This window comes from Aestuariivivens insulae (genome assembly GCF_022662195.1).
Classification (GTDB): Bacteria; Bacteroidota; Bacteroidia; order Flavobacteriales; family Flavobacteriaceae; genus Aestuariivivens; species Aestuariivivens insulae.
In genome coordinates this window covers 23,631-43,272 of the sequence record NZ_JAKMCS010000006.1, presented here as the reverse complement: position 1 = coordinate 43,272, position 19,642 = coordinate 23,631, and the positions used below count along the sequence as shown (strand labels likewise).

The 19,642-nt window shown below is 35.8% G+C and carries 11 protein-coding genes; 4 read left to right on the top strand and 7 right to left on the bottom strand.

Going from position 1 to position 19,642, the window contains the following annotated elements; genetic code table 11:
• Positions 1–82: 82 nt before the first annotated feature.
• The 4 genes from glmS to MR062_RS08910 all read left to right on the top strand — a co-directional run bounded on the left by glmS (position 83) and on the right by MR062_RS08910 (position 7,381).
• Complete coding sequence (gene glmS / locus MR062_RS08925) at positions 83–1,930, top strand: glutamine--fructose-6-phosphate transaminase (isomerizing) (protein WP_242203808.1); 1,848 nt, start codon at positions 83–85, stop codon at positions 1,928–1,930.
• Between the two features lie 589 nt (positions 1,931–2,519).
• Positions 2,520–5,330 (top strand): TonB-dependent receptor, encoded by a 2,811-nt coding sequence (locus MR062_RS08920; RefSeq protein ID WP_242203807.1) that lies wholly within the window; start codon positions 2,520–2,522, stop codon positions 5,328–5,330.
• A gap of 183 nt (positions 5,331–5,513) precedes the next feature.
• Positions 5,514–7,022: a F0F1 ATP synthase subunit beta gene (atpD, locus tag MR062_RS08915; RefSeq protein ID WP_242203806.1), complete on the top strand. Its 1,509-nt coding sequence runs from the start codon at positions 5,514–5,516 to the stop codon at positions 7,020–7,022.
• 80 nt (positions 7,023–7,102) lie between these two features.
• Positions 7,103–7,381: a F0F1 ATP synthase subunit epsilon gene (locus MR062_RS08910; RefSeq protein ID WP_242203805.1), complete on the top strand. Its 279-nt coding sequence runs from the start codon at positions 7,103–7,105 to the stop codon at positions 7,379–7,381.
• A 62-nt stretch (positions 7,382–7,443) separates the two neighbouring features.
• Here MR062_RS08910 and MR062_RS08905 read toward each other — a convergent pair whose 3' ends face one another.
• The 7 genes from MR062_RS08905 to MR062_RS08875 all read right to left on the bottom strand — a co-directional run bounded on the left by MR062_RS08905 (position 7,444) and on the right by MR062_RS08875 (position 19,634).
• Positions 7,444–8,526, bottom strand: coding sequence for an acyltransferase family protein (locus MR062_RS08905; RefSeq protein WP_242203804.1), 1,083 nt, complete (start codon positions 8,524–8,526; stop codon positions 7,444–7,446).
• A 207-nt stretch (positions 8,527–8,733) separates the two neighbouring features.
• Complete coding sequence (locus MR062_RS08900; RefSeq protein ID WP_242203803.1) at positions 8,734–9,453, bottom strand: LytR/AlgR family response regulator transcription factor; 720 nt, start codon at positions 9,451–9,453, stop codon at positions 8,734–8,736.
• 33 nt (positions 9,454–9,486) lie between these two features.
• Positions 9,487–10,557 (bottom strand): sensor histidine kinase, encoded by a 1,071-nt coding sequence (locus MR062_RS08895; RefSeq protein ID WP_242203802.1) that lies wholly within the window; start codon positions 10,555–10,557, stop codon positions 9,487–9,489.
• Positions 10,558–10,617: 60 nt separating this feature from the next.
• Positions 10,618–13,932, bottom strand: a complete 3,315-nt coding sequence (locus tag MR062_RS08890) for a VCBS repeat-containing protein (RefSeq protein ID WP_242203801.1) — start codon at positions 13,930–13,932, stop codon at positions 10,618–10,620.
• A gap of 125 nt (positions 13,933–14,057) precedes the next feature.
• On the bottom strand, positions 14,058–15,737 hold the full coding sequence (locus MR062_RS08885) for a SusD/RagB family nutrient-binding outer membrane lipoprotein (protein WP_242203800.1): 1,680 nt from the start codon (positions 15,735–15,737) through the stop codon (positions 14,058–14,060).
• Between the two features lie 15 nt (positions 15,738–15,752).
• Positions 15,753–18,899, bottom strand: a complete 3,147-nt coding sequence (locus tag MR062_RS08880) for a SusC/RagA family TonB-linked outer membrane protein (RefSeq protein WP_242203799.1) — start codon at positions 18,897–18,899, stop codon at positions 15,753–15,755.
• A gap of 291 nt (positions 18,900–19,190) precedes the next feature.
• A complete protein-coding gene (locus MR062_RS08875; protein ID WP_242203798.1) occupies positions 19,191–19,634 on the bottom strand; it encodes a LexA family protein in 444 nt (147 codons plus the stop codon).
• Positions 19,635–19,642: the final 8 nt, after the last annotated feature.

Below are 19,642 nucleotides of genomic sequence, written 5' to 3'. Positions count from 1 at the left end.
ACTTGATGTTAATATTATTTTTGCTTTTTTTTGGTATTTATTTTGCATATTTGCCTTCTCAAATAATCAGAATTTAATACTTATGTGTGGCATTGTAGGATATTTAGGAAACAGAGCAGCTCACCCAATTATCATTGAAGGGCTTAAACGATTGGAATACCGTGGTTATGACAGTGCAGGTATTGCACTATTTGACGGAGAGCACTTAAAAGTTGCCAAAACCAAGGGAAAAGTTGCCGATTTAGAGCAAAAGATAAACCTCGATATAGATCCCAGCGGTTGCATTGGCATTGGTCACACGCGATGGGCCACACACGGAATCCCTAATGACACTAACTCGCACCCGCATATTTCCAATTCTGGTAATTTGGCCATTATTCATAATGGAATCATAGAAAATTACGAATCTTTAAAAAAAGAATTAAGTTCCAGAGGCTATACTTTCACCTCTGAAACCGATACCGAAGTTCTTGTTAACCTTATTGAAGATGTTAAGCAAAAAGAAAATGTTAAACTGGGCAAAGCGGTACAAATCGCATTAAATCAAGTAGTAGGCGCTTATGCCATAGCGGTATTCGACAAAACCCAACCCAATGAAATTGTTATTGCCCGATTGGGAAGCCCTTTAGCTATTGGTGTTGGAGATAATGAATATTTCATTGCCAGCGATGCATCTCCTTTTATAGAATATACCAAAAATGCCATCTACCTAGAAGATGAAGAAATGGCCATTATTAGGCTAAACAAAGACATAAAAGTTAGAAAAATAATTGACGACTCTTTAGTAGATCCTTATATCCAAGAACTTCAAATAAGTTTAGAGCAAATTGAAAAAGGTGGTTTCGACCATTTTATGTTGAAAGAAATCCATGAGCAACCAAGAGCCATAAAAGACACGTATCGAGGACGCCTAAATGCAGAACAAGGCATCATTAAAATGTCTAGTATTGATGATAACCTCGAAAAGCTCCTTAATGCCAATCGGGTAATTATAGTAGCTTGTGGCACCTCGTGGCATGCTGGACTAGTAGCCGAATACATATTTGAAGATATCGCCAGGATACCTGTAGAGGTTGAATATGCTTCGGAGTTTAGATACCGCAACCCCATTATAACTGAAAAAGATGTTGTGATTGCCATATCCCAGTCTGGAGAAACAGCCGATACCTTAGCAGCTATCAAACTGGCAAAGTCTAAAGGTGCTTTTGTATATGGTGTATGCAATGTGGTTGGCTCGTCAATAGCCAGGGAAACGCATACCGGCGCCTATACCCATGCCGGACCAGAAATAGGTGTGGCATCGACCAAAGCCTTCACCACTCAAATTACCGTATTAACGCTCATGGCCTTGCGCTTGGCAAAAGCAAAAGGCACCGTTTCCGATTCTCATTTTAGACAACTCGCTCTTGAACTGGAACTTATCCCGAATAAGGTAGAACAGGCTTTAAAATCGGATGCGCATATAAAATTGATTGCAGACACCTATAAAGACTCCCGCAATTGTTTGTACTTAGGCAGAGGGTACAATTTCCCGGTAGCCTTGGAAGGTGCTTTAAAGCTAAAGGAAATATCATACATCCATGCCGAAGGTTATCCAGCAGCCGAAATGAAGCATGGCCCCATAGCACTAATAGACGAAAATATGCCTGTTGTTGTTATTGCTACAAAAAAAGGACATTACGAAAAAGTGGTTAGCAATATCCAGGAAATTAAATCACGAAAAGGTAAAATTATCGCTGTAGTTACCCAAGGTGACACCCAAGTAAGAGGACTAGCTGATCATGTTATTGAAGTTCCAGAAAGCTCAGAGCTATTATCGCCACTTATTACCACTATACCGCTTCAATTGTTGTCTTATCACATAGCAGTACTGTTAGGTAAAAATGTAGATCAACCGAGAAATCTGGCAAAGTCCGTTACCGTAGAATAAACTAATTATATAACAAATTTTATCCTTAAGATTAAAAAAGATTGAAAAGGCAAACTAGATGTTGGAGGAGGCTAGAAATTGAATAAAAGGAGGAGAGTTAAAATAAATCAATAAACACAATTCCTTCCCCGGTCATTGAGCTTGTCTAAATGAAGGGAAGATGGCTTTAAACTCAGCTAAGAGTTTAAAGTCGGAAGGGTATTATTAAAAAAAAGCAGAAGGTATTTTTTGTCATGTACTGAGCTAACAATTAAAGCCCCGCAAAAGCAATAGGAGTGGCAGCTTTTTTAAAATTCCAAAAATTTTAAAAAACTATAGCGGATAGTGCGGTGGCTTGCCATTTGCCCAAAAAATTATGTCCAGATTTATCTTTTATCTATTTTTTCGGATAATACTATTAGTAAAATTATATACTTTTGGAAATATCAAAAAATATCAATAATCCACATCGTAACGCTCCTAAAATAGAAAAAACAGCAACATTTTAACATTTAATTTATCAATTTTTACTATGCGTGCATAATTTTTTTTATTTTAGATTTATGTTTATCTTAACTAAAAATAATTCCGAGAACCTAAAACTAGCTTAATGAAAACTATCTTCCCCTTTTTATTATTGCTCTTTAGCGCAATAACATTTTCCCAAACCACAATTAGTGGTTCGGTGACCGATGACAATAGCCAACCCCTACCAGGTGCAAACATTCTGGTTGTAGGTACCACTACAGGTACCGTTACAGATTTTGATGGTAACTTTACATTAACTTATAATCAAAACCCACCTTTCTCTGTTCAAGCCAGTAATGTTGGGTTTGAGACAGAAACTATTGAAGTTACTTCTAATAACCAAACACTTAACTTTATTTTAAAAGAAGGGACCACCTCCTTAGACGAAGTCGTTATTTCTGCTTCCAGAACACCTGAAAGTGTTAGGGAATCTCCTGTTACAATTGAAAGGTTTGATGTAAATGATGTTAAATTTGCTACTACCCCCGATTTCTATTCAAGCTTAGAAAACTTAAAGGGTGTTGACGTTAATAAAGGAAGTTTAACGTTTAACGCAGTGAACACACGTGGATTTGCAACTTTTGCGAATACACGATTTGTTCAAATGGTTGATGGCATGGATAACTCCTTGCCAGGATTAAATTTTGCTTTAGGGAATATTTTGGGACTGAGCGAACTTGATATAAATAGTATAGAAATATTACCAGGTGCTTCTTCTGCGCTGTACGGGGCCAATGCTTTTAATGGTATTTTATTTATGACCAGTAAGGACCCTTTTAGGCACCAGGGCGTAAGTGCTTATGTTAAAACGGGGTTGACAGTACAAGACGAAGCAGGAGATAATCATTTTCATGATTTCGGATTTAGAGCGGCCCATGCATTTAGTGATAAATTTGCGGCCAAAGCTACCTTTTCTTATTTAAGGGGAACAGATTGGTTTGCATCAGATGATAATCAATATACACTAGGCAAGGTTGGAACAGCAGATACCATAGATCCTTTTAGGTCTGGTCCTGCCCATGATGGTTTAAATATTTATGGAGACGAAGTAAGTTTAGGAGCCTTAGGCTTAAACCTTAATCAAGTAGCACAACAATTAGAGGCTGGTGGAATTCTTCCTCCTGGAGCAAGCAATTTAGTTCCTGCCGTAAATGTAGCAAGAACAGGTTATAGAGAATCAGATCTAACAGATTATAAAGCGGAAAGCTTAAAGGCATATTTCACTTTAAACTACAAACCCTTTGGAGACAACACTGAAGTTATTTGGAGTTCTAAATTTGGTTCAGGATCTTCTATATACCAAGGCTCAAATAGATATGCCATAAGAGATTTTACATTACAACAACACAAATTAGAGTTTAGAGGAGATAATTTTTTTCTTAGAGGTTATACAACTTTAGAAAATGCCGGAAACTCATATGATATGCGCTTTACGGGTATCAATATGAATAAAGTAGGGGCAACAGAATGGTTTGGCGCTTATGCAGCAGCTTATGCTCAGGGAGCAGGACAAATATTAGCTGGAGGCGGCAACCCTAACGATCCAGCTACTCAATCCCAAATACATGCAGGTGCCAGGACTTTTGCAGATGACAATTTTACTCTACAACCAGGTACTCCAGAATTTAAGGCACTTTTTAACAAAGTGACAAATGATCCAAATGTCGCCACGGGCTCTAGGTTGGTTGACGAATCAAAAATGAATGTTGTCGATGGAAATTACAATTTTAAGGACTTATTAAATAATGCTTTAGATTTACAGTTAGGTGGTCAATACAGACAATATTCATTAAATTCTGGCGGTAATATATTTACGGACTATGATGGGTCTATCGATTACAACGAATACGGAGCCTATATACAAGGAATCAAAAAACTAATGGAGGACCGCTTAAAAGTGACTGCTTCAATCCGTTACGATAAAAATGAATTTTTTGATGCCAGTTATTCTCCAAGGCTTTCTTTAGTTTATGCAGCTGGCGAAAATAAAGAACACCATTTTAGAGCTTCTGTTCAAACAGGGTTTAGAAATCCAGACACCCAATCACTATTTATTGGTTTTGATATAGGTCCCTATATATTGGTAGGTGCAGCGCCAGACAATTTAGATAGAAGATTGCCAAATACCAATTTAACAGGAAGAGATGCTTACTTTAATTCTTACACATTTTCATCTTTGCTTGATTTTGGGAGTAGTGGTGGAACGACTCCCTTGGAACCAGTTGGAGGCAACGGGATAACGCCACTTATTGAGCAAGAACAAGTTACCGCATACGATATTGGTTACCGGGGGAAACTAGGCTTTTTAACCGTTGACTTTAACGCTTACCTTAATACATATGACAACTTTGGGGCTCAAAAATTTGTGGTGACTCCAGAAAATGGTTCAGTTAATGATAATTCAGGTGTGGTAGATGTCGCTACTGGAAATTATCAAGTTTTCAATGTATACACAAACTCCAAAGGTGATGTCAGTTCCTATGGAGGGGTAATTGGGCTCTCTACCAAATTTGGAAATGGTTTTGACATTGGGTTAAACTATACCTATGCTAAATTGGACTTTGACCAATCAACCGACCCTGATTTTAGTGCAAGTTTTAATACTCCTGAACATAAAGTAAAAGTGTCTCTTGGCAATCCTGAATTGTTTAAAAATTTCGGATTTAACATCAATGCGAGATGGAGTGATGAGTATTTCTGGCAAGCTACCATAGCCAATGCTATGATACCATCAAGAACAGTTATTGATGCACAAATCAATTACTCTGTACCATCCATCAAATCAATATTTAAAATTGGAGGAACCAATTTAGGAGGAAAAGAATATCAGAGTGCCGTTGGCTCTCCATTTATAGGTTCACAATATTTTATATCATGGACTATAAATAATTAATAAAATCTATACTAAAAATCATTATTAACGATACTTTCAAAACACCCTCAAACCGAGGGTGTTTTTTGTTTTAAAAAAGCATTAAAAACAACTTTTATTTTAAATTAAAAACTATATCTTTGCAGCGCGAAAACGGAAACTGTTTTCAATCAATTAAATAGCATAACAAAAACATAAAAAGTAATGTCTAAAGTTACAGGTAAAGTTGCACAGATAGTAGGTCCGGTTATCGATGTAGAATTCGCTGCTGGTTCAGAGCTTCCAAAAATTTATGATTCATTAGAAATTAAAAGGCCTGATGGCACTGTATTAGTATTAGAAGTACAATCGCACATTGGTGAGGATACTGTTCGTACTATCGCTATGGATTCATCAGATGGGTTAAGTAGAGGAACTGAAGTTACTGCTACTGGTGCGCCTATACAAATGCCAATTGGTGATGATGTATACGGACGTCTTTTTAATGTAATTGGTGATGCTATTGATGGTCTTGGAGACTTACCTAAAGCTGGAGATGCTGGATTACCAATCCACAGGCAAGCTCCTAAATTTGAAGATTTATCAACTTCTACAGAAGTTTTATTTACAGGTATTAAAGTAATCGACCTTATTGAGCCTTACGCTAAAGGTGGTAAAATTGGTTTATTTGGTGGTGCTGGTGTAGGTAAAACGGTATTGATCCAGGAGTTGATTAACAATATTGCAAAAGGTCACGGTGGTTTATCTGTATTTGCCGGTGTTGGTGAAAGAACCCGTGAAGGAAATGACCTTTTAAGAGAGATGTTAGAATCTGGAATTATCCGTTACGGTGAAGATTTCATGCACTCTATGGAAGAAGGTGGATGGGATTTATCTAAAGTAGATAAGTCTAAAATGAAAGAATCTAAAGCAACTTTCGTATTCGGACAAATGAATGAGCCTCCTGGAGCACGTGCGCGTGTAGCCTTATCTGGTTTAACCATTGCAGAATATTTCCGTGATGGTGCTGGAGATGGACAAGGAAAAGACGTATTGTTTTTCGTAGATAACATCTTCCGTTTTACACAAGCTGGATCTGAGGTATCTGCACTTCTTGGTCGTATGCCTTCTGCGGTAGGTTACCAACCAACTTTGGCAACAGAGATGGGTGCTATGCAAGAGCGTATTACCTCAACTAAAAAAGGTTCTATTACATCGGTACAAGCGGTTTACGTACCTGCGGATGACTTAACAGACCCTGCTCCTGCGACTACGTTTGCCCACTTAGATGCAACAACTGTATTATCACGTAAAATTGCCGAGCTAGGTATTTATCCTGCAGTAGACCCATTAGATTCTACTTCAAGAATTTTAACTGCCGATATTTTAGGTAAAGAGCATTACGATTGTGCACAACGTGTAAAAGAGTTATTACAACGTTATAAAGAACTACAGGATATTATTGCTATTCTTGGTATGGAAGAACTTTCTGAAGACGATAAGTTAGCAGTAGGTCGTGCAAGACGTGTACAACGTTTCTTATCACAGCCTTTCCATGTTGCAGAACAGTTTACAGGTATCCCTGGTGTATTGGTTGATATTAAGGAGACCATTAAAGGTTTTAATATGATTATGGATGGTGAATTGGATCACTTACCAGAAGCTGCCTTTAACCTTAAGGGAACCATTGAAGATGCTATTGAAGCTGGAGAAAAAATGCTAGCTGAAGCGTAAAACTAGTATACAGTTTGCAGTAACAGTTTGCAGTCAAGCAACTGAACACTGAAAAGCTGAATACTGAATACTGAAAAACTATGTATTTAGAAATTGTATCACCAGAAGCAACTTTATTTAGTGGAGAAGTAACCAGTATTGCCGTACCAGGTGTTAATGGTGAATTCCAAATGTTAAAAGATCATGCTCCTATTGTATCGTTGTTGAAAGAAGGGGTTGTAAAGATTTTTGGTAATATAACATTAGAAGAAGAAGTTCAGGATAAATTCACCAAAGGCGATAAAGACACCACTTTATTAAAAATCAATTCTGGAACTATTGAAATGAAAGACAACAAAGTTATTGTTTTAGCAGATTAAGACTAACTTTGGAACCATAATAAAAAAGCGGAGCAATGCTCCGCTTTTTTTATGCTTCAATATTACACTTTAATAATGATTTTCTTCCTATAGAGCACATAGGCCAAAGACAAATAAAATAAAACCACACAAAGGGCATAAAGCAATGAAGACATCTTATTGCTTATAAAATCGTAGACAAACACATTATTGTATATCCAAGCGTGGATATTTGTATCTCCTACTTTGGTTAAATAAAATATCTTACTTATAAAACTGGACAGGAAGTATATGGTAATGGCATTCATGCCCACATACTTAAAAATAGTCCCGAGCTTAATTGCTTTTTCATCGGTAAAATAAAAAATTACACTAAGGATTAAAGTTCCCCAACCGCTAGTTACCAAAACAAAACTACTGCTCCATATGGCTTTGTTTATTGGAAACCACCAACTAAAAATATACCCTATAGCAAGCAATGCTATTGCTATTAAAAATAACAATTTAGCACTTTTAAAAGCTCCTAAAAGCCTTCCTGTTAAAATCCCTAAAACACAGGTCACAATAGCAGGAAAAGTGCTTAGAATGCCTTCGGGGTCGTAATCGGGCTGCCACATGTGTGTTCCCAGTAACTTTAAATCGATATAATTGGCCCAATTATTAGGTGCTCTATCAAAAGTTGGCAATTCACCATTAGGCAAAGGGACAAACCCAAGAAACAACCAATAGCCAATTAATATTGAGATACTTATAGCCAACAATCCCTTCCAATTACAATTAAGGTACAATATAGCCGATATAAAAAACACAATCCCTATACGCTGTAATACACCTAAGAAACGCACTGATTCATACTCCTTAAAAAACGGGAAGTAAGGTAAAAATACGTTTAAAAATAGCCCCAAGCCTATAAGCTTAAGGCTCCTAATTGTTATCTTTTTATAGGTTGAAAATTCATTGGCTTTATTTTTATAGGCAAAATGGATGGATATACCCACTATGAACAAAAAGAATGGAAAAATCAAATCTGTAGGGGTTAAACCGTGCCACTTGGCATGTAACAAAGGCGCATACACATGGCCCCATGTGCCAGGTGTGTTAACCAAAATCATAGCTGCAATGGTAAACCCTCTTAAAATGTCTACAGACTCTATACGTTTTGCCATACTTTTTATTTATTTATTTATTCGCTATGCTTTTTGATACAATTCTGCCAACCTGCCCGTCTGGTTAGCTGGTAAAATTTTAGTCTTTGAAACCGTTCTCAATACATACCGACAGTAAACGTCGGTACACTCGAATTAACATTCACAGAATTAGTTTGACCCAAAATGCACAACGGGTTTATTTAATATTTTGATAGGTGGTTTCTTTTAATTATTATCATCATTTATGTTAAAAATACGCTCTTTGGCCTCTTTTAAATACATTCTTCCAATAGGTATTTTTTTGTCGGCTATTTCAATGGTATTACCATCCAATGCCTTAACTTGACTAATGGACACCGTATAAGACCTATGTACTCTAATAAAATTGGAGGAAGGCAATTCGCTTGTTATAGCGGTTAGCGATTTATGGACTACATAATCTCCTAAATTAGTAATCACTTTTATATAGTCCTTTAAACTTTCAATATAAAAAATATCGGTTAGGTAAACCTTAACCAGTTTTTTATTCACCTTTAAAAATATATGTGGTTCTTGATGTAGGTTCGACTCACTAGTACTCGTTGTTAATTGTTTGAGCTGATATATTTTATTAATCGTTTTTAAAAACCTATTAAATGGAATGGGCTTAACCAGATAATCTGTTACATCCAGTTCAAAACTCTCAACGGCATATTCTCTATAAGCTGTAGTAACGACTATTAAAGGCTTATAATTTAAGTTTTGTAGAAATGTAAACCCAGTCATTTGTGGCATATTAATATCCAAAAAAACAACATCTGGTTTACTTTGTTGAAGCACCTCAAAAGCCTTTAAGGGACTACTAAAGGTATCTGTTACCTCTATATTATCGAATTCCTTTAAATGGTCTTCAATAACTTGTATAGCCAAAGGCTCATCATCTATAATAGCACACGTAATCTTCACACGTTTAAATTTTAAAATATATTAATGTTCGTTTTAGGCAACCGGGATCTTTAAAAACAAACTGTAAATACCATCTTCTGAACTGGTTTTTAATATAAAGTTGTTAGAGAACAAAAGCTTTAGCCTTCTTAATGAATTAGAAATCCCTATACCTTTTTTTCCTTCATCTACAGTCTCTGGATTAAAATTATTTGAGATACTAAATTCTAAATACTTTCCATTTACAATCTCAAAACTCATTTGAATTTTAATTTTATCGTTATTCTTTAAACCATGTTTAAAACAATTTTCAACAAATGTAATAAGTAATAAAGGGGGTACTTTTACATCTTCTATGTCGCCCGTTATATTCATTTCGGTTTCTACCCTATCCTTAAATCTAAGGTTTTCAATGTCTATATAATTGTTAATATGGTTTATCTCTTCAAGCAAATTAGCCCTAGAATCCTGAACATCATAAAGCACGTATTCCATCATGTCCGACAGTTTTAAAAGCAAACGTGGCATACTGTCCGATTTCTTTAATGCCAAAGCATATAGGTTGTTTAAGGTATTAAAGAAAAAATGAGGCTGAACTTGTGTTCTTAAAAATTTCAATTCTGTGCTTAATTGTAACTCCGAAAGCTCCTCATTACGCTTTTTCTCAATACTCCAATCTACCAAAACTTTAATTGCTGTAACAAACGTAATAACATAAAGCTCCCCTAAAGCAACAACAATAAAGTGGTTAAAATCGAAAAACGAAACAGGCCGGCCTAATTCTGGCGATATCGTTCCCGTAATTAAATAAATAAGATTTGTTCTAACTGTATAGACCAGAACTAAGATAATAAAAATAGAGCTTACATATTTTAGGTATTTTTTCTTTAAAAATAAATTGGGAATTAAATAGTATACATTAAAGTACACCACAATAATATGAATTGGGAATTCAACTAAATTTGACTTTATCGAATACAAAAAATCATTAAAATAACTTCCCCACCTAATTACATTAAATGTAAAATACCCCAACCAGAAAATAACATGATACCGTATTGGAATGGTACTTCCTACTTTTTCTTTTAGGGGCCTAAAAAGTGAGCTCTGCAAAATAGTTTTCATAGTGAGCTAATCTTAATCTTATATTACAAATACTTCATAGTTTGATATTGCACATAATAATTATGGTTGTTCCAATTTAAATATAGATGGTTGACAATTATTATTGCCTGATACAAGATATTTTTCATTATTAACATTCACCCAATTTAAATTCTTAGTATCAAAAGGCAAAAACAAGCCTGATTTATTTGCATTTAAAGACTTAAAATTTAAATCACCTTCATTTAACAAAACCAAACCATAACCTGCATCATTACGAGGTGTCTCTATCTCTGAAACAAACAGGTTACCCCCTACAATAATATCTTCGTCACCATCTCCATCTATATCTGTTGTTAATATATCATTAATTGAAGATACTTGAGCTAGCTCTGGAAAGGAAACAAACTCAAAATTGCCATTGCCATTATTCTTAATAACACCACTTTTAAAATTATAACTTAATAAGTGTAATGCCTTTTCAAGATTTTCTTCTCCATAGATATCAGCTACTGTAGACTTACCAAACTGGTCATAGGTAGGTATTATTTTCTTTATTTCAGGAATTTGTTCTGTTGAACACGATTTACCTCTAACAGGAAATAATTCTCCAAAATTATAGTAGCTAAGCACAATATCTTTCTTTCCATTATCATCAAAATCATGATAATAAACTTCAAACGGTTCACTGGCATTGGCCTTATACTTATAGTTGTCTCCAATATTGCCCACTAAATAATCATCATCTCCATCATTATCAATATCTGTTGCTTTAATTGAAAAATACCACCCTGTTAAACTATCCATTTGCGCAAAGGTTACCTTTTGAAATTGGTTATCCTTATTCTCCAAAAATGTAGGCTGCATCCATTCTCCAACCACACATAAATCTAAATCATTATCATTGTCGAAATCTGTCCAAACGGCATCTGTAACCAATCCTATTTCCTTTAAAAAAGGAGCGCTGTCTAAAGTAATATCTTTAAAGAGTCCTTTTTCATTTTTTAAAATATAACTGCTTGCTGGCGAAGGGTAATTATGCGGAACATGTCTTCCTCCTACAAACACATCTAAATAACCATCTTTGTTATAATCTTCAATTATTATTCTAGAACTACTATGGTTTAGTCCCTTAGGCAATAAGTCCATTCGCTTAATAAACTTCCCAGATTTGTTTTCGTAAAGCCTATCTGCATAGTTAGATGAATTTGCTAAAAATTCATTGCCTCCACTTGCAACAAAAAGATCCAGGTCTCCATCATTATCGAAATCAAAAAACTTGGCATCGACATCTTCAAAAATAATATCATCATTAAAAGCCTGATGCAATACAAACTCTCCTTTATTATTCTGAATAAAAATTGAGGAAGCAGTTCCAGATGCCTGACCAAAATAAATATCCTCTCTACCATCTGCATTAATGTCTCCAACAGCTATGGCTGGTCCAAATTGAGACAATTTATGGGGCAAAAGCACCTGCTCCTTATAATCATCATAATCATTCTCTTGATGCTTTAAATGAGCTAAAAGATTGGCTTTTGAAAAGTACTCGGTTTTAGGTTGGTAATTCAAGGTTTCGGCAATATTATTTTCTTCATATCCAATTATGATACGCTTATTAATTTCTGGATTTGTTAGCTTTTGAAATTTATTATTAGGCCAATACACTAACATTGAATCGACTTTAGTTTCCAATCCAAGACCTACATGTATTCTTGGTGGCACTGAGGATTGATAGCCTCTAACACTATAGTTTTCATATACCTGTTTTGTGTTTTTAGTAAAAATTACAACTTTAGTCCCTATACCCTTAGAATTTTTAGGTAAATCTTTAAACTCAATTTCCAAATAGTTACTGTTTAGTTTATCCGAATTGTTCTTCAAAATAAACGCTTCTTCATCAACATTATTGACAATAACATCTAAATCCCCATCATTATCTAAATCGGCATAGGCGGCACCATTAGACAAAGTCTTACCTGCATTCTTTAGCCAGTCATCAGAGGTATTCTTAAAGGCTAATCCTCCTTCATTTTTATAAAAATAGTTTTTATGCGGTCTTGATGGCATTTCATCTAGCAGAAACATAATTTTTTTCTCATTAGAAAGTGCATCTGGGTTGTCGTGCCTATATTTCTTCATCATATTATAATAATCCTTATTTCTAAAGTCCTTTTTTATTCCATTAGTAATAAAGATGTCCTTTAACCCATCATTATCAAAGTCGGCCAACAACGGTGCCCAGCTCCAATCTGTATTCGAAATTCCTGCAATTTGTCCTACATCCGAAAAAAACGGCACCCCTAAACTATCAATATGTGTACTATGTTTTAGCAAGACATTATACATGTATTGGTAATGTTTCCCTGCTTTTACATTCTTATTAAATTTCTCGGGATTCATACTGGCCATACTGGTTTTCATACCATAATTATCTTCAGAAACCATATCTAATGTCATCACATCCATAAAGCCGTCATTATCAAAGTCTGCTATATCATTTCCCATTGAAAAATTAGCAATATGGTTGGTTGCCTTTTTGATAACCTCCTTAAAGGTTCCGTTCTTCTGGTTGATGTATAAATAATCTGGTTCATCATAGTCATTTGAAATATAAATATCTGGCCAGCCATCTAAATTCAAATCAGATACACCTACACCCAATCCATAAGAAATTGAATTTGAATAAATTCCAACCTCTTCTGTTTTATCAACAAACTTTCCATTTTCATTGACAAAAAACTTATCCCCATAAGGAGAGAACATGTTAGTATCTCCACTTATTGAAAATGTTTGAGGGTTATGATTCATTAAATACATATCCAAATCACCATCCATATCAAAGTCTAAAAAAGCAGATTGTATCGAATTGCTTGTATCGTCTAAGCCATAGGACTTAGCATCTTCTTTAAAAACAGGCAAACCATCACTATCACCCCCTTTATTAATAAATAACTCGTTAGCCAACATAGAAGGTTTTGCAAAAGGGCCAGACCTGCAAACATAGATATCCAAAAGGCCATCATTATTAATATCAACCATACTGGTTCCCGTAGCCCATCCTCTTTTCCCTTTAGCATTGGATACTTTGGTTATATTTTTGAACTCTAAATCTCCTTCATTTAAATACAGTTGGTTATCTCCTAAATTCGACGTGAAGTAAATGTCATCCAACCCATCATTATTGATATCGCCAACAGCTACTCCTCCTCCATTATAAACATATTCATAGACAAAGGAGTTGGTTAGTTTATCAACAGGAATACTATTATTAAAATGAATATTGGTATCCCTACTATTAACAGCTTCAAACAAATAGAATTCTCCAGATTCTTCCTTACAGGATATTAGACCTATAAATAACAAAAAAATAATGTGTCCGTGGGTAATCTTCATTGGTTTTACTTTTGTTTTCTAATTTACAGAATTTAATGTTCTTAATTTACATCTAGAACGATTATAAAAAAGAGGTTGATTATTACATAATCAACCTCTTTAAAATATCCATATACTACAAAGTATTACTTAGCAAACCAAAGTTTAGTACCTTGTAAATCAGGTCCTTGCTCAGAAATAGCAGCATCAAAATTTGGATTGGCTTGAGCGCCACTTCCATAACGAAGACGCTGTGGATAAGCCCCATTTAATGTTCCTAGCTCATAAATAACGGGGTCTGAAACCCCTGCTGCCAATGACGCAGGATATCCTGTATCACGAACTACAGCCCAAGCTTCGAAACCATCTGTATAGCCAGCTATCCAACGTTGAAGCGCAATTTTTTCCAACTTTTCATCCATAGTCCCTGAAGAAATATCTGCCATGGACTCATTAGTAATATAAGTATCTATATCACCTTGTGAAACTTTCCATAATTTCATGGCTTCACTTATTCCGGATTCAAAAAGTGCTTGTGCATCACCCCCAGTAAGTCCTCTAACAGCAGCTTCTGCCTGTAAGAAATAAGATTCAGCACTGGTCAAAATAATTTCAGGATAAGCATCTACCTGAGTGCCTCTCTTGTGAGTTACAGTTTCACTCGGCAAGCTAAACATGTCATATATCATAAATGGATATGTATCCCCATTCGTTCGTGTAGGTTGACCAATATATTGTCCAGCAGGAACATCAATAGTCGTCACATCACCATTAACAGTAACTGTATAATCTGCACTTGAAGCATCTAGAGCATCCATAGCAAAATCTAAACGAGTTTGGAAATCGGGATCATCTCCTGGATCTGTAAAAGCAAATGATCCTCCTCTTGCCGGAATAGCATAAGCCGAAAGTCTTGGGTCATTGTTATCTTTTAGCATATTTAAAAGCGTAGCTCCCATAGTCCAGTTGGCAGCTCCTCCAGTACCAAAATCATGCCACATATCGCCATAAGAAGCCGAAGCCCATTCACTAATCACAAAATCCTTCTTCATTACCACACTACCAGTTTGATCATCTAAAAGAGGAGCTGCTAAAGCTGCTGTTATAGCGCCATTAGCAAAATCATCTCCAGGAGCTCCTAAGGCACGCATTCCTATTCTTAACTTTAAGGTATTGGCTAATCGCTTCCATTGTTGCAAATCGCCGCCGCAATAAATATCATTTGATCCCGCATCTTCAACACCTACCCCTGTACGATCTGCAGAGCCAATAATTGACATTGCATTATCTAAATCGGCAATAATACCCTTATAAACATCTTTTTGAGCATCGTACTTAGGAGTTAAGATACCATCTACACCGGCCTCACTAAACGGTACCATACCAAAGGTATCGGTATACATTTGAAAATAGAGCCCTTTCATAATCAAAGCCATGGCATACATGTATTGATTCTCAAATTCTCCACCTTCTTTGGTTAAATCGGCAAATCCTTTTATTTGACCAAAATGACCTGCTAACCATCCATAAGTAGCATCGGTATAACTACCACTATAATTATACGACAATCCATCGGACCACCATGAAGCATTATGTCCAAAGGTAAAATGTCCAGCAAATCTATCGGAATGGATTAAGTGTGCCCTCCAATACGGAAAACGGTTTGGTGCATAAAGCCCTACTTGAGCACTTGTTAAAAAGAACTTTGCACTTACTTCATCTGCCGTAAAACCAGTATTACTGGTATTGATCTCATCAAAATCTCCAGTACATGATAGCGTTACTCCACTGAGTAAAACAATCATTAAAAATTTAATATATTTCATAGTTCCATTTTTTTTTTAAAAGTTAACATTTAAACTAAGTCCAAAACTTTTGGTTGTAGGCAGCGCATAAAACAAAACACCTTGACCAAAGTTATTAGTCGAGTAACTTGATTCTGGATCGAAATTATCAGCTTTCTTCCACAAGAAGAATAAGTTCCTCCCTGTAAAACTAACCGATGCATTTTGAATAAATGTTTTCTCTAACAATGATTTTGGGAAACGATATGTTAAACTTAACTCCCTCAACCTAGCATTGGTTTGGTCGTAAACATACTCAGAACCTATCCCGCTTACGGCTCCCCAATAGTCTTGTGCACTTATGTTAGTTGTATTAGAAGCTCCTTCATTGGTTGTTCCTTCATCGTATACCCCTTCTACAACGACACCGCCTTCTCTATACTGTAGTGATCTTTTGGTAACACCAGCAGCGTCTAAAGCAGCATCGGTAAAAGAAAACACTTCGCCCCCAATTCTAAAGTCAACTAAAGCATTAAGGGACCAATTCTTATAGTTAAAGGTGTTGGTTATACCCCCAGAATAATCCGGTTGGTAATTACCAAACTTTTCACGCTCTGAAGTTGCCTGAGGCCTTCCTTCTTCTGTAAGCAATAATTGCCCAGCATCGTTACGTTTCCATGTCGTGGTATATATATCACCAAAACCTCCTCCAACTTGGGCCCGTACATCTACAATGCCTCCATTACTGGAACTGAAGGTAAAATTATCCTGCCCTTCAATCAAACTTACTAATTTATTATTGTTATGTGATATATTGGCCGAGATATCCCAACTAAAGTTATCATTTTGTATAGGCTTACCTCCAATTAACACTTCCACTCCTTTATTGCTTAATTCCCCAACATTAGTTCTAGCTGCTGAGTACCCAGTACCTGGATCTAGTGGCACATCGAAAATCAAATCTTTAGTTGTGATATCATAAATCGATAAGTCTCCATACAATCTGTTCCCCAACAATTTAAACTCTAGACCAAACTCTGTCGACCTAACATCTTCTGGCTTTAAACTTTCACTAAATAGTATTGAACTTCTACTTACCTGAATATTACCAAGGTATCCATCACCAGCAACATTAAATAAATTAACTATTTGCTGGGCACCAGTATCCCTACCCACATTAGCTGTACTCGCTCTTAATTTTAAAAAGTCTATTGGAGCATCTCCAAAATCTAAAATGTTATGCAATAGTAAAGATAAACTTTGCGAGCTATAAAAATAAGACCTATTCTCGGCTGCTAAAGCAGATGACCAATCATTTCTTCCTGTAAGATCCAAATAAATCATATCATTATAAGACAGTGATGCTTGTCCATATAAGGAGTGTACTTTCTTTTCGATCAAATCGGATTGACTAGCTGTAATTCTATCGCCATCGGTGTTATTTAAGAAATACTTCCCCGGGATTTTAAAATCAGCCCCTGCAGAACCAGAGCTTATATTAGTAGTATGTCTGGCATTCCCACCTACACTTGCCGACAAATCAAATTTATCACTTAAGTCTTTATTAAATGACACTAAAAAATCATAATTGGTTTCAGTATTATCCCTTTGGCTAAAGTTAATTCGTCCATCTCTAAAAAAGTGATAACCTTGAGGAATCACACTTTTAGTATCGTGACTTATGGCATCGTGCCCTACTCTTATAAAGGCTGACAACCAATCGTTAAACCTATAATCTAATTTAGCAAAACCACTTATTCTCGATCTATTGTCTTTATTTTGGTTTTGGAACATATTCCAATATGGGTTACCAACTCCAGACGCAATCTCATCATAAGGTGAAATTTCATCGGCCTGGTCATGATTATGTATTGGACTTGTAAGATCCTGATATACTTTTAAATCTGATATCCTCACATTTCGGGCCATACCATATAGATAGGCTGCGACTCCTTCAGTTCCCTGATTAGGCCTGTTCTTGGCATCTTGAAGAAAGTAGGTAACCTTACCATCAAAAGTTAATTTATCAGAAAGTTTAGCAAAACCTCTTAAGTTAAAGTTGTGCCTATCCAATCTTGAGTTTGGCAAAATAGATTCTATGTCGGAATTGGTATACGAAAACCGAACAGAAGAGTTTTCTGTACTATTACTTATAGCAATAGTATTCACAAAGCTGGTTCCAGTTTCAAAGAAATCTTTAACGTTATTGGGTTGTGCTTCATAAGGACGCATTTCTCCATTAAACTCCAATTGAGAAGAACCATCAAACTTTGGCCCCCAAGAACTATTCCCTCTTACTGTTTGTACATCATCAAATAAATCTGGCCCTGTTAAATCTGGAAAATCTCCGTCAGAACCACGCCCATATTCATTTTGATATTCTGGCAATACTAAAGGCGTATCGAAAGTCGCACTTGTTGTATAAGTAATTCCCAAACCTTGCTTTAAGGCTCCTTTTTTAGTGGTAATAATAATAACCCCATTCGATGCTCGAGACCCATAAAGGGCAGCAGCATTAGGCCCTTTTAACACAGTCATAGACTCAATATCATCTGAGTTGATATCGGAAATACCTGTACCCAAATCTGGAACATTAAATTCACCTGCTCCTTGAGAAACCCTTGCCGAGTTATCTATAGGAATACCATCAACAACATATAATGGTTGGTTGTTTCCTGTAAGAGAGCCATTACCTCTAATAACAACACGGGTTCCACCACCAGGCCCTGATGTTGATTTAGAAACCACAACACCAGCTACTTTACCTGCTAATGAACTGGCTACGTTAGCTTCTTTAGCTAACGACACGTCTGCCCCGTCTATCTGAGTAACAGCATAACCTAGAGATTTTCTTTCTCGGCTAATACCCAAAGCCGTCACTACAACTTCATCTAATTGACTGGCATCCTCTTGTAATGTTACATTAATAGTAGACTGCCCATTTACAGCAACTTCCTGAGATACATAACCTACATACGAAACCTGCAATACGGCATTATCTCCAGTAAGCGTAATGCTGTAGTTTCCATCAAAATCGGACGACGCCCCATTTGATGTTCCTTTCTCGATAATATTAGCTCCCAAAAGCGGAACGCCATTGTTATCCATAACTGTTCCTGTTACAGTTGCCCCTGTTTGCGCAAACACACCTTGAATCCCCAAGGCACAAACAAAAACCATGAGTTTTAGTAATTGTTTAATCATAATTGTTTTTTGAATTAGTTAATTTAATCTTGAATTAGTTTATTAAACTTTTGAGAAGTTTAATAGAATTTTAAAATTATAGGGTTTTCACCATAAGCATATTGATTTTGAGTTAGTTATTTATTTCGAGTTTGTTTTAAAAATTTAAAGTATTAATTTTTAACAGCCGCTAGAAAAAAAATATATAAACAACAGCATTTTGCACACAGACAACAGATTCTATCATATGTTTGTTAATTTAATAAAAAAAACAATGCTAAAATGTTAAATATGAAGTAGTTGTAAGTAAATTCAGTAAACTTTTTTAATCACATTGGTAACGATTCCCCAAATAATAAAGTGATTATCCTCGGTAATTTTTATAGGGTGGTAGTTATCGTTTTCGGGTTGCAACCAAACGCCATTGGCTTGAACTTTTAGGCGCTTTACCGTAAACTCGCCGTCTAAAAAGCAAACGGCTATTTTATTATGTTCTGGGGCTAAACTACGATCTATAACCAATAGGTCATTGTCATCCAGTCCGGCATTGATCATGGATTGTCCTGAAACACGGGCGAAAAAAGTAGCTTCCTTATTTTTAATAAGTTCGCGATCTAAAGACAATCGCTCTTCTTTAAAGTCATCGGCAGGTGAAGGAAATCCAGCAGAGATACCTGCATCTAAATACACCGCACCTAAACCAATAGTCTCTTCTGGCGTAAAAAACGTTAAATGTTTTGATGCGTATAGTTGCATGATTTATT